This window comes from Modicisalibacter sp. MOD 31.J (assembly GCF_020147985.1).
GTDB lineage: Bacteria > Pseudomonadota > Gammaproteobacteria > Pseudomonadales > Halomonadaceae > Modicisalibacter > Modicisalibacter coralii.
The window spans coordinates 386,209-400,720 of the sequence record NZ_JAGXFF010000004.1; the positions used below are offsets into that span (position 1 = coordinate 386,209).

Below are 14,512 nucleotides of genomic sequence, written 5' to 3' on the forward strand. Positions count from 1 at the left end.
CGCGGCACGCCGACGATCGTCGACCTGCAGCCCTCCGGGCGCTATCTGATGGAGGAGTTCTACTACGCCGGCGGGCTGCCGGCGGTACTCAAGCGCCTCGGCGAGGCCGAGCGGATTCCTCACAAGGACGCCCTGACCGTCAACGGCAAGACGCTGTGGGACAACGTCAAGGACGCCCCGCTCTACAACGACGCGGTCATCCGCCCGCTCGACGACCCCCTGCGCGAGGACGGCGGCATGTGCATCCTGCGCGGCAACCTCGCCCCCCAGGGCGCGGTGTTGAAGCCCTCGGCGGCGACCCCCGAGCTGATGACCCATCGCGGCCGCGCCGTGGTGTTCGAGGACTTCGACGACTACAAGGCGCGCATCAACGACCCCGATCTCGACGTCACCGCCGACGACATCCTGGTCATGAAGCACTGCGGACCGCGTGGCTATCACGGCATGGCCGAGGTCGGCAACATGGGCCTGCCCGCCAAGCTGCTCGAGCAGGGTGTCACCGACATGGTGCGGATCTCGGACGCGCGGATGAGCGGCACCGCCTACGGCACCGTGGTGCTGCACGTCGCCCCCGAGGCCGCCGCTGGCGGCCCGCTGGCGGCGGTCGAGAACGGCGACTGGATCGAACTCGACGCCTACGCCGGCACCCTGCACCTGGAGGTCGACGACGCCGAGCTCGAACGTCGTCTGGCCGAGAACGACCCCACCGCGGCGTCGCGCCGGATCGCCAGTAGCGGCGGCTACCGCCAGCTCTATATCGAGCGCGTGCTGCAGGCCGACGAGGGCTGCGACTTCGACTTCCTGGTCGGCTGCCGCGGCGCCGAGGTGCCACGCCACTCGCATTGAAAAGCAGGTGGCAGGATATCCAGGCGATATAAAAGCGCCGCCGCCACAAGCCGGCGGCGCTTTTGTGTCAGTTGCGAATGTCGGCTGTTGTAAGGGGCTTTCCGGGAAGACAGCCGCGCGGAATGTTCGAGTTGCCTACCGTGACGGCTCAGGCCAGGGGCAGGGCCCTTGGACGGTCGGCTTGCATCAGGCGACGGTCCGCTGCCTTCAGTGCCAGCTGGATGGCTCCCATGCAGGTCATGTCGTGGTCCCAGCCGTAAGTGGTGAGGCGTGTCTGGCCGATCAATTCCGCGACCAAGGCATCATTCAACGCCTGTTCGAGGCTGGGCTTGAGTTGATCGTAGGCTCGCACGCCTGATCCGGTGATCAGAACCTGATCAGGGTTGAAAAGCGCCAGTATGTTGGCGATGCCGGTGCCCAGCACGTGACCTGCCTTGTCGAATATCTGTCTGGCTATCGGATTGCCGTCTTCGGCGAGCCGAACTAGCACTTGCATTTGTTCTTCCGAGGGGTGGGCGCTATCGCCGGCAGGTAGCGGCAATAAGGTATGGGCGTCTCGGTAGAGCGCGTAGTCGCTGACGTAAGCTTCGATGCAGCCACGTTTGCCGCAGGCGCAGAGTGCACCGTTGGCTTCGTACTTGGTATGCCCGAACTCCGCCGACGAACCGTGCGCGCCGAGATAGGGTTTGCCATCGATCATGATCGCCATGCCCACGCCATAGCCGAGCATTATCACTGCCAGGTTGGGAATGGCCATGTAGTCGGGATGGCGGGTAATCGCTGCAGAGATGCAGTTGGCGTCGTTTTCGAGCTGGACCGGACAGGCGAAGCGAGCCCGGAGTGGCGAGACGATATCGACATTGCGCAGGGTGAACGCCGGGGACCAGACGATGCTGCCGCGCAGTGGTGACACGATCCCTTGCACGGCCACGCAGATACTGGCGACCGGGCCGCAGGCGGACGTCATGCGCAGGCACAGATCATCGATATGGCGTATGAGCAACTCGCTCAGAGCCTCGGCCGTGAGAGCCAGCGTATCGACCGCTAATGTGTCGTCGTGATGTAGCTCGCCACAGAAATTGCCGACCGTGAAGCGCACTTCGTTGATCGATAACTTGACGGTGATGACACAAGCCGCATGCGGATGGAGCGCGATCAGTGTCTTGGGGCGGCCACGGTGGCCAGGGCCTTGGCTGTCGGGGGGGCGCTCGACGACGATGCCCTGGTCGATTAGCTCGCCACTGATCGAGGTCACCGTCGCTGAACTCAGCTGATTGGCGGCTGCCAAGTCGATACGTGCCATGGCGCCATGGGTACGCAGTGAGCGGATCAGGGCCAAGGTGTTGTCGGTACGTATCGATTCGGTGACCGGGGCGGCCATGGGTAAACCTCAGATTAATTTCTGGCCTTAATTATATAGTGACGAAAGCACGAAGAAAATGCTCTCGTCAACCGCGTCTGTCGATGGATAGTACGAGATCGATGGCTGCCGGCTACACCAAGACAGGCCTTGAGCGTGTTACTCGGTGATTTGGCGCAACGACTAAAGTGGCATGTGGGATTATTTAATTTATTTGCTAAATTAAATGCGCTTGCAGAGCCAGCCTTATCCCTAGCGGCTGCAAGGAAGTCACGTATGGCGGGCCATCTAGCCCCAAGACCCTGAACAAGGCGAAAAACAGGAGCCGGCATGACCCACCTTTCAGCGCGATATCCGAGTCTCGAACAGCGTGTGGTATTCATTACCGGGGGCGGTAGCGGGATCGGTGCCGCCCTGACACGCGCCTTTCATCGTCAGGGGGCTCGGGTGGTTTTCGTCGATATCGCCAGAGAGGCGAGCGAGGCACTGGTCGAAGAGCTCGAGCGGGAAACCGGTCGGGCGCCTCGCTTCGAATTTTGCGACATCCGGGATGTCGAGGCCTTGCAGGCGACCATCGTTCGGGTCGCTGAGACGATCGGTCCCATTCGCGTACTGATCAACAATGCCGCCAACGACGATCGTCACGACTGGCGTGACGTCGATGTCGACTATTGGGACGAGCGAATGTCGCTCAACCTGCGTCCGATGTTCTTCACCATCCAGGCCGTGGCCGAACAGATGCGCGCGGCGGGGGGCGGCTCGATCATCAACTTCGGCTCGATCAGCGTGCGCCTGGCGCTTGGTGACATGGCCGCCTATGTCAGTGCCAAGGCCGCGGTGCACGGGCTGACGCGCAGCCTGGCCCGCGACTTGGGCCCTTGCGGCATTCGCGTCAATACGCTGGTGCCCGGCAGCATCATGACCGAGCGTCAGCTCGAGAAGTGGATCGGCCCCGAGGACGAGGCCAATATCCAGGCCCATCAATGCCTGAAGGTACGCCTGGAAGCCGAGCACATCGCGCCCGCCGCGTTGTTTCTCGCCGCCGACGATAGCGCCCAGATCAGTGCCCAGGAAATTCCGGTCGATGGAGGCTGGGGATGAGCATACCCATCGTCGCCGTCGAGCTCGACATGAGCCTGGGTGAGAGCCCCGTGTGGGACGCATCGAACGAGTCCCTTCACTGGGTGGATATCAACCTCGGGCTGGTCTATAGCTGGCGGCCCGGGAGCGACGACGCGCCATCGCGTGTCGCGCTGGGCGAGCCCCTGGGCTGCGTAGCGTTGAGTGCCACGGGGCTGGTCGTCGCCGCGCGCTCGGGGATCTATCGGCTGGATGCTTCTGATGGCGAGAAATCGTTAATCGTCGCCAATCCCGAATGGCGCAATGCGTCCGGTAACCGCTTCAACGACGGCCGCTGCGACCCGCTCGGGCGATTCTGGGTGGGCACGATCGATGCTGCCGAAGCTTTGCCAAGTGCCAGCCTGTATCGCCTGGACGGTGAACGCCTCACAGCCATGAGAAGCGCCCTGGCCATCTCCAACGGCCTGGCGTTCAGCCCGGATGGTCGCTTCGCCTATCACGCCGATTCACCCACCCGCCAGGTATGGCGTTACGCCTTCGACGCCGAGCGCGGCACGCTCGAGTCGGGCGAATTATGGATCGATCTGGCGCGCCATGACCTGCCCGGAGTGCCGGACGGCGCGGCGGTGGACAGCCACGGCGACTACTGGTGTGCGCTCTACGGAGGCGGCCAGATCGCCAGATTCGATCGTCACGGCGCTTTCCTGGAGAGCCACGCACTGCCTTGCCCGCACCCCACCATGGTGGCCTTCGGTGGTGCCGACCGAAAAACACTCTATATCACTACCGCCACCCAGCATTTGAGCGATGAGGAAAAACACCATCAATGGCCGTCGGCGGGCAGCCTGTTCGCCATGTCCGCGCCCAACCCGGGGCAGGTCGAACCGCGCGTCACGCGCTGAGTGACCGCCCATGCCACGCTCCAACAACAAGACGGGAGTAGCCCATGTTCAGTCATACCAGAAAGACGCTGCTGGTCGTCTCCGCTGCCACGCTGCTCGGCTCCGTGCAGTCGGTGATGGCGGATACCACGATTCGCATGATGCGCGTCGAGATCAGTCAGGTCGAGAAGGATTACTACGCCGAGATCGCTCGCGAATTCGAGAAGAGCCACCCCGGCGTGACCATCGAACTCGACTACCTCTCCAACGAAGCCTACAAGTCCAAGCTGCCCACCTTGCTGCAGTCCAGCCAGCGCCCGGACATCTTCTACAGCTGGGGTGGCGAGGCCTTGAAGGAGAAGGTCGAGGCCGGCTTCGTCAAGGATCTGACCGCGGCCATGCAGGGCGGCTGGCAGTCACGTTTCCCGGACTCGGCCATCGACGCCTTTACCATCAATGGCAAGATCTATGGCGCGCCGCTATACGTCACCGAGGTGGGCCTGTGGACCAACACCGCACTGACCGAGAAGGCCGGCGTGGATGTCGATGCCATCGACACCTGGCAGGACTTCCTCGATGCCGTCTCCAAGCTCAAGAAGGCCGGCGTCACGCCGATCGTGGTGGGGGCCAAGGATGGCTGGCCGATGCATTTCTACTGGGGCAGCCTGGCCACCCGGCTGGCCGGTCAGCAGGGTTTCGCGGCCGCCAAGGCGGGTGAGGGCGAGGGTTTTGCCGCGCCGCCCTTCGTCCAGGCCGGCGACAAGCTCGAGCAACTGGTCGAACTCGAGCCGTTCCAGCCTGGTTTCATGACCACCACCTACGAGCGCGCCAGCGGCATGTTCGGCGATGGCGAGGCGGCTTTCCACCTGATGGGCGACTGGGACTATCTGCCCTCGAAGCAGCGCTCGATGAGCGGAGAAGGGGTGTCGGACGAGGATCTGCGCTTCATCTCGTTTCCCCGCGTGGAAGGGGGGCAAGGCAACGAAGCGACCTTCGGCGGCCTGAACGGCTGGGCGGTCACGCGTGACGCCCCGGAAGTGGCAATAACATTCCTCAAGAGCCTGCTGAGCCTCGACAATCAACGTGAGGCGGCCAGGCGCGGCATTTTCGTGCCGATCGTCAAGGGGGCCGAAAAGGCATTGACGACGCCCTATGCCCGCAAGGTGGCCCGGGACATCGGCCAATCCTCCTACCATCAGGTATTCCTCGATCATGACCTGGGTGTGTCGGTCGGTGCGACGGTGAACGACATCAGCACCGACATCGCTCAGGGCGTGACCGGGCCGGAAGAAGCGGCCGAGCGTGTCGAGGAAGCCTGGCAGTTCCGCTAAGTGTGCCTTTCGCCGGGGCCGGTAACGGCCCCTGTCGAGCCTCATACCGGGTGTTTGAGATGACTACATCGTCGTATTCCCCTTCCGGCTGGCGACAACGGCTGCGGCGTGGTCGCGCCAGCGGTCGACTGAGCGCCGTGCTGCTGCTGTTGCCGCCGGCACTTATCCTGTTCTCGCTTTTCGTCATCCTGCCCTTGGCGGATGCCGCCTATTACAGCCTGTTCGACTGGAACGGTTATGCCACGCCCAGCGACTTCGTCGGGGCGGAAAACTATCAGCGTCTGCTGGGGCATTCGACCTTTCACACCGCGCTTTGGAACACCGCACAATTGGTCGTCGTCTCGTTGGTCGTCCAATTACCGCTAGCGTTGGGCCTGGCACTGCTGATCTATCGCAAGACGCCGACCAATGCCCTGTTCCGGCTGGTGTTCTTCCTTCCCTATATCCTTGCCGAGGTGGCCGCCGGGCTGATCTGGAGTTTCGTCTTCGATGGCGAATACGGCGTGACGGCTCAACTCTTCCATGCCATGGACATGGAGTCGGTGTATATCCTCGCCGATCGCCAATGGGCGTTCGCCGCGATCATGACGGTCATCGTCTGGAAGTATTTCGGTTTCCACATGATGATCTATATCGCCGCCCTGCAGGGTGTACCCAAGGATCTCGTCGAGGCCGCGCGGCTCGAGGGCGCCGGTCCCTGGCAGATTGCCCGTCATGTCCAGGTGCCGATGATCAAGCACGCCATCGTGGTCAGCGTGTTCTTCGCGCTGATCGGCTCGCTGCAGATCTTCGACATCATCATTCCCCTGACCAACGGGGGGCCGTCGAACAGCACCCACACCATCGTCACCTATCTCTATACCTTCGGCCTGACCCGGCTGAAGATCGGCTTCGGCAGTGCCGCCGCCATCTTCCTGTTCGTCATCGCCATGCTGATCGCCTTCTTCTACCAGCGCCACGCGATGGCCAAGGAGGGCGCATGAGACGCCTGTTCCTGTTGCGCAACAGTCTGCGGGTGATCGTGCTGCTGGTCGTCGCCGGTTTCGTCATCGGTCCGCTGCTGGCGGCGTTCTTCGGCGGCTTCAAGAGCAATGCGCAGTTGCGCACCAATCCGCTGGGACTGCCGGCGAGCTGGGACGTGAGCCACTACGCGGGCATCCTCGAGAATCCCGACTTCTGGCAGTACCTGGGCAACTCGCTGCTGATTTCGTCGGCGACGGTGGTGCTGACACTGATCGTCGGGGCGGCGGCGGCCTACGTGTTCTCGCACATCCGTTTCTTCGGTTCGCGCATGCTGCACTCCTATCTGCTGCTGGGGCTGATGTTCCCCTTCGCGGCGGCGATCCTGCCGTTGTTCATCAAGGTGCGGGATCTGGGGCTGCTGGATACCTACTGGGCGGTAATCCTGCCGCAGACCGCCTTCGGGCTGTCGCTGGCGATACTGCTCTTCAAGGCGTTCTTCGACCAATTGCCACGCGAATTGTTCGAAGCGGCCTATGTGGATGGCTGCAGCTACCTGCGCTTCTTCTGGGCCTTCACGTTGCCGCTGTCGACGCCGATTCTGGCCACGGTCGGGGTGTTCGTCTTCGTGCAGAGCTGGAACAACTTCCTGTTGCCGCTGGTGGTGTTCAATACCGAGTCGATCTACACCTGGCCGCTGGGAATGATGCAGTTCCGCGGCGAGTACCTGACCCAGTGGAATCTGATCCTGGCATTCGTTTCGCTGACCATCCTGCCCGCCATCGTGTTCTTCCTGGCGGCGCAAAAATACATTGTCGCCGGGCTGACCGGCGGTTCCGTAAAAGGGTGAAGCATGGCTGTCACGTTCACCAACCCCATTCTTCCCGGGTTCAATCCGGATCCCTCGATCTGCCGGGTGGGCGAGGATTACTACATCGCCACCTCCACTTTCGAATGGTACCCCGGGGTGCAAATCCACCATTCGACGGATCTGGTCAACTGGCGGCTGGTGCGCCGGCCGCTCGAACGGCCGGCCCAACTGGACATGCGCGGCAACCCCGATTCCTGCGGTATCTGGGCCCCTTGCCTGAGTCATTCACAGGGCCGCTTCTGGCTGATCTATACCGACATGAAGCGCTACGAGGGGCACTTCAAGGATGGGCTCAACTATCTGGTCAGCTCGCCGAGCATTGAAGGCCCGTGGAGCGATCCGGTGTTTCTCAATGCCAGCGGTTTCGATCCATCGCTGTTCCATGACGACGATGGCCGCCATTGGCTGCTCAACTTGAAGTGGGACTATCGTCAGGCGGCGGGACCGGACCGCTTCGGTGGCATCGTGTTGCAGGAGTACGATGCCGAGGCGCGGACACTGATCGGTCCGATCCATACGATCTTCGCGGGCACCGCCATGAAGCTGACCGAGGGCCCGCACCTGTACCGTCGTGACGGCTGGTATCACCTGCTGGTCGCCGAGGGCGGCACGGGGTATGGCCATGCGGTGACCATGGCCCGATCGCGATCGATCACCGGCCCCTACGAGGTCCACCCGGACAACCCGGTGCTGACCTCGCGGGACGACGAGAGCCTTGCGTTACAGCGCGCGGGTCACGCCGATCTTGTCGACACCCCGGCGGGCGAGACCTATCTGGTGCATCTCTGTGGCCGCCCGCTACCCGGTACTCAGCGTTCGCCACTGGGCCGCGAAACGGCCTTGCAACGGGCTCACTGGGACGACGATGGCTGGTTGCGCCTGGCAGTCGGCGGCAACGCCCCGCAGAACGAGGTAGAGGCGCCGTACGGCGCGACGTCCTGGCCCCTCGAGCGGGAGGAGAGCCATGCGTTCGATAGCGCGACGTTGCCGATGGCCTTTCAGTGGTTGCGCACGCCGTATCCCGAACGACTGTTCTCGTTGACCGAGCGGCGCGGGTATCTGCGCCTCTACGGCCGTCAGTCGCCGGGCTCGTGGTTCGAGCAGGCGCTGGTCGCACGGCGGCGTGACGTTTTTTCCTGTGAGGCCGAGACGACACTCGAGTTCGCGCCCGAGGATTACCAGCAGTGCGCCGGGCTGATCGCTTACTACAACCGCTTCAAGTTCCACTACCTGGCAGTCACCCGCGATGACGCCGGTCGGCGCGTGCTGACCATCCTGAGTTGCGCCGACAACTGGCCGAGCGGCGACCTCGACTTCCCTCTGGCCGCTCCCGTGATGCTCGACGAGGAAACGTCAGTGCGCCTGGGACTGACGATGGACGGGGCCAGCCTGCAGTTTCGCTACGCCGAGGGTGGCGGCGAATGGCAGCCGGTCGGGCCCACGTTGGACGCCGGGGTGCTTTCCGACGAGGGGGCGGGGCGTGCCCACGGCTACTTCACTGGCACCTTCCTGGGCATGGCGGCGCACGACATCAGCGGTCGCGCCCTGCCGGCCGACTTCAGCGCGTTTCGCTACATCCGGTCCGAGCCACGGATGACCGACAACGATTTACCGAGAGGATAATCCCATGGCCGACGTGACTCTGAAGGGAGTTCGCAAACGCTTCAAGGGCGGTGCGGACGTGATTCCCGACATGCACCTGACGATCGATGACGGCAGCTTCACCGTCCTGGTGGGGCCCTCGGGGTGTGGCAAGTCCACGCTGCTGCGCATTATCGCCGGTCTCGAGACCGCCAGCGAAGGCACAGTGTCGATCGACGGACGCGACGTGACCCAGGAGGAGCCCGCCGAGCGCAACGTGGCAATGGTCTTCCAATCCTATGCGCTCTATCCGCACATGAGCGTGGCTCGCAACATCGACTTCGGGATGCGTCTGGCCAAGGTGCCAGTCGAGGAGCGCAAGGCCAAGGTCGCCGAGGCGGCTCGATTGCTCAATCTCGAGGAGTATCTCGATCGCAAGCCGGCGGCGCTTTCCGGTGGGCAGCGCCAGCGCGTGGCGATCGGTCGGGCCATCGTGCGTAATCCCGGGGTGTTCCTGTTCGACGAGCCGCTCTCCAATCTTGATGCATCCCTGCGCAACCGCATGCGCGTCGAACTGGCCGAACTGCACCAGCGGCTCGGCGCGACGATGATCTACGTGACTCACGATCAGGTCGAGGCGATGACCCTGGCCGATAGGATCGTGGTCATGAACGGCGGACGCATCGAGCAGGCGGGGACGCCGATGGAGCTCTACACGCGCCCCGCGACGCGTTTCGTGGCCGAATTCATCGGCTCGCCGCGCATGAACCTGATCGAGGGGCCGACCGCACAAGCGTATGGCGCACACGCGCTGGGAGTGCGGCCCGAGCATATCGACGTAAGCCGCGAGCAGGGCGCCTGGCGTGGCCGCGTGCGGGTGATCGAGAAGCTCGGCGCCGATACCTTCGCCTACATGGACGCTGGCGAGCTGGGGGGCCTCATCGTGCGCTTGCCGGGAGACGACCCGACGAGGTCCGGCGAGTCGTTGTGGCTGACGCCGCGACCCGAGTCACTGCATTGCTTCGACAGCGGAGGAATGCGTATCGAGTCTTCCCGGCAAGCGTCGGGCTTTTAAGGCTGATCACTCATGTTGAACAGGCGGCAGAGATGTTTGGCTTAGAGGGTGTTTACAAAGTCGGCGAGCGAAGGCAAGACAAGGCAAAATCGGCCGAAAAAACGGAGTTTACACGGGGTAAATGAGTATTTTGAGGCCGATTTTAACGCCGTATTGTCGAGCGCAGGCATTTTGTAAACACCCTCTTAGGAAATGCTGAATAAATCGACGAGCGAGATAATGCCCCCCCCCGACGCCGGCGTCGTGCCGGCGTTCTTTCGGGTGGGGAGAGGTTTTCGAATCGGCGGCGTGAGTGGTGACAGCTCACGACCGCACGGTGGCGAGTGTCAGGCCCGGGCGGCGGCCAGTGCCTGATCCAGGTCGGCAATCAGGTCGTCGACATGCTCGATGCCGATCGACAGGCGCACCATGTCGGGGGTGACGCCGGCCGCAGCGAGCTCCTCGTCGTTGAGCTGGCGATGCGTCGTCGCCGCCGGGATCGCCGCACAGGTCTTGGCATCGCCGATATTGACCAGGCGCAGTACCAGCTGCAGGGCGTCGTAGAAGCGTGCGCTCGCCTCGCGGCCGCCCTGGACACCGAAGCTCAGGATGCCGGACGCCCGACCGTCCATGTAGCGCTCGGCCAGGGCATGGTCCTTGTGGCTGGCGAGTCCGGCGTACTGCACCCAGGTGACCTGCGGGTGGCCTTCCAGGTAGGTCGCGATCCGCTGGGTGTTGTCGCAGACGCGTTCGATGCGCAGCCCCAGGGTCTCCAGCCCCTGCAGCAGGTTCCAGGCGGCCTGGGCCGAGAGGGCGGCCCCCATGTTGCGCAGTGGCACCACCCGGGCCCGCGTGATGAAGGCGGCGTCGCCGACGTCCCGGGTGTAACTGATGCCGTGATAGGAGGCATCGGGGTCGTTGAGCAGCGCGAAACGCCGGGCCTGATCGGCCCAGGGGAACCGGCCGGAATCGACGATGACGCCGCCGACGGTCGTGCCGTGCCCGCCGATGTACTTGGTGGCGGAGTGGACGACGATATCCGCGCCATGTTCGATGGGACGCCACAGGAAGGGGGTCGCCACGGTATTGTCGACGATCAGCGGAACGCCGTGACGGTGTGCCACGTCGGCCAGCGCGGCGATGTCCACGAGGCTGCCCGACGGGTTGCCGATGCTCTCGCAGAACACCGCCTTGGTACGCTCGTCGATCATCGCCTCGATCTCGGCGAGGGCGTCCTTGTGGGCGAAGCGTACCTCGATGCCCTGACGGGGCAGGGTGTGGGCGAAAAGGTTGTAGGTCCCGCCGTAGAGTTCGCTGATCGAGACGATGTTGTCGCCCGCCTCGGCGATGGTCTGGATCGCGGAGGTGATGGCCGCCATGCCCGAGGCGACCGCCAGGCCGGCGATACCGCCCTCGAGGGCGGCGACGCGTTGTTCCAGTACCGCGCAGGTGGGGTTCATGATCCGCGAGTAGATATTGCCTTCCACCTGCAGGTCGAAAAGGTCGGCGGCATGCTGGGCGTTGTCGAAGGCGAAGGACGTGCTCTGGTGGATGGGCACGGCGACGGCATGCTGGTTGTCGGGGGCATAGCCGTGGTGGAGGGCGAGTGTTTCGGGCTTCATGGCGTGTCCTGTGCGGGCGGGTTGGTGCTTGTTGTCCAGAGCCATTATAGGGCCAGAGACCCGGGGGCCCGAAAGGACACCCCTGCCGGTTGCGTGACTCCGGTCGTGGGGGGCGGTCGTGCTGGCATTAATGTTGAACATATAATCCGTTTGTTCAACATACGTGAAGGTCCCGGTAGAGTACGCTGGCGAAAGGGCGAGACCTGTTTTCGACAACCGACCATCGAGAGAAAAGCGTCAGACCATGAGCGATCACAAGATGACTCCCGACCAGCTGCGCTCACGCTGGTGGTTCGACAATCCCGATCATCCCGGCACCACGGCGCTGTGCATCGAGCGCTACATGAATTACGGCCTCACGCTCGACGAGCTGAAGAGCGGCAAGCCGATCATCGGCATCGCCCAGTCCGGTTCCGACCTGACGCCCTGCAACCGCCACCACGTCGAGCTGGTCAAGCGGGTCAAGGATGGCATTCGCGCCGCCGGTGGGGTGCCCTTCGAGTTCCCGCTGCATCCGATCCACGAGAACGTGCGCCGGCCGACCGCGGCGCTGGATCGCAACCTGGCCTATCTGGGGCTGGTCGAGGTACTGCATGGCTATCCCCTCGATGGCGTGGTGCTGACCACCGGCTGCGACAAGACCACCCCGGCGTGTCTGATGGCCGCGGCGACCGTCAACATCCCGGCGATCGTGCTCTCCGGCGGGCCGATGCTCAACGGCTGGCGGGGCAGCGAGCGCGTGGGTTCCGGCACCATCATCTGGGAACTGCGCAAGCGTCTTGCCGCCGGCGATATCGGCTACGCGGAGTTTCTCGACCGGGCCACCGATTCGGCGCCGTCGATCGGGCACTGCAACACCATGGGTACCGCCTCGACGATGAACTCGATGGCCGAGGCGCTGGGCATGAGCCTGCCGGGCTCGGCGATGATTCCCGCGCCCTACAAGGAGCGGGCGATGGTCGCCTACCAGACCGGCGAGCGCATCGTCGACATGGTCTGGGAGGATCTGCGCCCGCTGGACATCCTGACCCGCGAGGCCTTCGAGAACGCCATCGTGGTCTGTTCGGCGCTGGGCGGCTCCTCGAACGCGCCGATCCACGTCAATGCCATCGCCCGCCACGCCGGTATCGAGCTCGACAACGACGACTGGCAGCGCCTGGGGCACCAGATCCCGCTGCTGGCCAACGTGATGCCGGCCGGCATCTACCTCTCCGAGGAGTTCCATCGGGCCGGCGGCGTGCCTGCGGTTCTCAGCGAACTGCTCAAGGCGAAGCGCCTGCACGGCGACGTGATGACCGCTAACGGGCGAACGCTCGCGGCCAACGTCGGCGGCTGCGAGACCCGGGACGACGACGTCATCCGTCGCTATGACAATCCGCTGGTCGAGCACGCCGGCTTCATCAACCTCAAGGGCAATCTGTTCGACTCGGCGCTGATGAAGACCAGCGTGATCGCCGACGACTTTCGCCGGCGTTTCCTGAGCCGGCCCGAGGATCCCGGCGCCTTCGAAGGGCGCGTGGTGGTGTTCGACGGCTCGGAGGATTATCACGCGCGCATCGACGACCCCGCCCTGGCGATCGACGAGAACACCATTCTGGTGATGCGCGGCGCCGGGCCGGTGGGTCACCCCGGCGGTGCCGAGGTGGTCAATATGCAGCCGCCGGAGGCGCTGATCCGGCAGGGCGTGGAGTCGCTGCCGTGCCTGGGCGACGGGCGCCAGTCGGGCACCTCGGGCTCGCCGTCGATCCTCAACGCCTCGCCGGAGGCAGCCGTTGGCGGTGGCCTGGCGCTGCTCGAGAGCGGCGATCGTGTCCGCATCGACCTGGCGCGCGGTGAGGCGAGCCTGCTGATCGACGACGCGGAACTCGCCTCGCGCCGGGAGGCGCTGGCGTCACGCGGCGGCTATATCTATCCGCCGCATCAGACCCCCTGGCAGGAGATCCAGCGCGGCATGGTCGAGCAGCTCGATCGCGGCATGGCGCTGGCGCCGGCGACGAAGTATCGCGATGTGGCGCGTCGCTCGCCGCCGCGCGACAACCACTGAGCGGGCGGGGTCGGCGTGGCGGTCACTCCAGTTCCACGCCGCGCCCCAGCGACGTCTCGGGGTCTTCCAGACCGAGTGCCTTGGCGGTACCGGCGAGTACCCGCTGGGCGGCGCGGAAGGCCTCGCGGGGCTGGCGGGCACGAATGCACTCCATCAACTGGCGGTGACGCTCCAGGCTTGCCGCGGGGTCATCGGTCTCGCTGACGTTGGACATCGACACCAGCAGGTAGATGGAGGGGCGCAGGATGTGCGAGAGCTGCGACCAGACGATGTTGTGGGTGGCCTTGAAGATCGCCGCGTGAAAGGCGACGTCGTAGTCGCTGTGCAGGCGGCGTTCCTCGGGGTTGGTGGCGTTGTGCAGGTTCTGCCCCATGCCCTCGAAGGCTTCCTCGAGCGCTACTAGGTCGCGTGCCGTGGCGCGCTTGGCGGCGGTCATCGCGACGTAGGGCTCGACGTCGAGCCGGAAGGTGAGAATCTCGCGCTGGACGCGGGGATTGGGCGCCGCGTAGCGGGTCATCCACTCGGTCACCTGCGGGTCGAGAATGTTCCACTCGGTGTAGTCGCGCACCTTGGAGCCATGCCCCGAGATGCGCTCGATGATGCCCACGTCGACCAGCTGACGCAGGTCGCTGCGCACCGCGGAACGGTTGATCGCGTAGTGCTCGCACAGGGCGAGCTCCTTGGGTACGAAATCGCCCGGCTGGTAGTCGCCGGAGAAGATCGCCTCGGCCAGCGCCTCGGCGACGCTGGGCCTCGACGCTGACTTGCGTTGCTGTCCCTTCACGGATGTGATTCCAAGACGGTTTCGATCAACGCTGCCATATGTTCAACATTTGGACAACGTGACCAACGGTTAACAAGGGCGATGGGCGTGAAAGCCTG

12 protein-coding genes are annotated in these 14,512 nt (G+C 64.2%); 9 read left to right on the top strand and 3 right to left on the bottom strand.

The genetic code is table 11. The annotated features are described in order from the left end of the window. Positions 1-846, top strand: an 846-nt coding sequence (locus KGR00_RS15710) for a dihydroxy-acid dehydratase (RefSeq protein WP_224424451.1), incomplete at its 5' end; no start/stop codon positions are given. Between the two features lie 148 nt (positions 847-994). On the opposite strand, the gene KGR00_RS15715 is transcribed toward KGR00_RS15710, so the two are convergent. Then, complete coding sequence (locus KGR00_RS15715) at positions 995-2,227, bottom strand: ROK family protein (RefSeq protein WP_129138896.1); 1,233 nt, start codon at positions 2,225-2,227, stop codon at positions 995-997. A gap of 309 nt (positions 2,228-2,536) precedes the next feature. On the opposite strand from KGR00_RS15715, the gene KGR00_RS15720 reads away from it, so the two are divergent. From KGR00_RS15720 to ugpC, 7 genes are read left to right on the top strand one after another with little or no spacing between them, the layout of a single operon-like run. Beyond that, positions 2,537-3,307, top strand: coding sequence for an SDR family oxidoreductase (locus tag KGR00_RS15720; protein WP_224419597.1), 771 nt, complete (start codon positions 2,537-2,539; stop codon positions 3,305-3,307). Next, entirely contained in the window at positions 3,304-4,188 is an 885-nt protein-coding gene (locus tag KGR00_RS15725) for an SMP-30/gluconolactonase/LRE family protein (RefSeq protein WP_224424452.1), read from the top strand. The genes KGR00_RS15720 and KGR00_RS15725 overlap by 4 nt, the downstream gene beginning before the upstream one ends. Before the next feature lie 44 nt (positions 4,189-4,232). Further along, positions 4,233-5,498 carry an ABC transporter substrate-binding protein gene (locus KGR00_RS15730; protein ID WP_224419599.1) on the top strand — a complete coding sequence of 422 codons (1,266 nt, stop codon included), beginning with the start codon at positions 4,233-4,235 and terminating at the stop codon, positions 5,496-5,498. Between the two features lie 59 nt (positions 5,499-5,557). Beyond that, positions 5,558-6,481: a sugar ABC transporter permease gene (locus tag KGR00_RS15735; RefSeq protein WP_129138892.1), complete on the top strand. Its 924-nt coding sequence runs from the start codon at positions 5,558-5,560 to the stop codon at positions 6,479-6,481. After that, positions 6,478-7,308: a carbohydrate ABC transporter permease gene (locus tag KGR00_RS15740; protein WP_224419600.1), complete on the top strand. Its 831-nt coding sequence runs from the start codon at positions 6,478-6,480 to the stop codon at positions 7,306-7,308. The genes KGR00_RS15735 and KGR00_RS15740 overlap by 4 nt, the downstream gene beginning before the upstream one ends. A gap of 3 nt (positions 7,309-7,311) precedes the next feature. Beyond that, complete coding sequence (locus KGR00_RS15745; RefSeq protein WP_224419601.1) at positions 7,312-8,952, top strand: glycoside hydrolase family 43 protein; 1,641 nt, start codon at positions 7,312-7,314, stop codon at positions 8,950-8,952. A 4-nt stretch (positions 8,953-8,956) separates the two neighbouring features. After that, positions 8,957-9,985: a sn-glycerol-3-phosphate ABC transporter ATP-binding protein UgpC gene (gene ugpC, locus KGR00_RS15750; RefSeq protein WP_224419602.1), complete on the top strand. Its 1,029-nt coding sequence runs from the start codon at positions 8,957-8,959 to the stop codon at positions 9,983-9,985. Positions 9,986-10,311: 326 nt separating this feature from the next. Here the strand turns inward: ugpC and KGR00_RS15755 are convergent, their stop codons facing one another. Next, entirely contained in the window at positions 10,312-11,586 is a 1,275-nt protein-coding gene (locus tag KGR00_RS15755) for an aminotransferase class I/II-fold pyridoxal phosphate-dependent enzyme (protein WP_224419603.1), read from the bottom strand. Between the two features lie 244 nt (positions 11,587-11,830). Between KGR00_RS15755 and KGR00_RS15760 the strand changes: the two genes are divergently transcribed. Then, positions 11,831-13,630, top strand: coding sequence for an IlvD/Edd family dehydratase (locus tag KGR00_RS15760; RefSeq protein ID WP_224419604.1), 1,800 nt, complete (start codon positions 11,831-11,833; stop codon positions 13,628-13,630). Between the two features lie 22 nt (positions 13,631-13,652). On the opposite strand, the gene KGR00_RS15765 is transcribed toward KGR00_RS15760, so the two are convergent. Next, positions 13,653-14,414 carry an FCD domain-containing protein gene (locus KGR00_RS15765; protein ID WP_129138886.1) on the bottom strand — a complete coding sequence of 254 codons (762 nt, stop codon included), beginning with the start codon at positions 14,412-14,414 and terminating at the stop codon, positions 13,653-13,655. Positions 14,415-14,512: the final 98 nt, after the last annotated feature.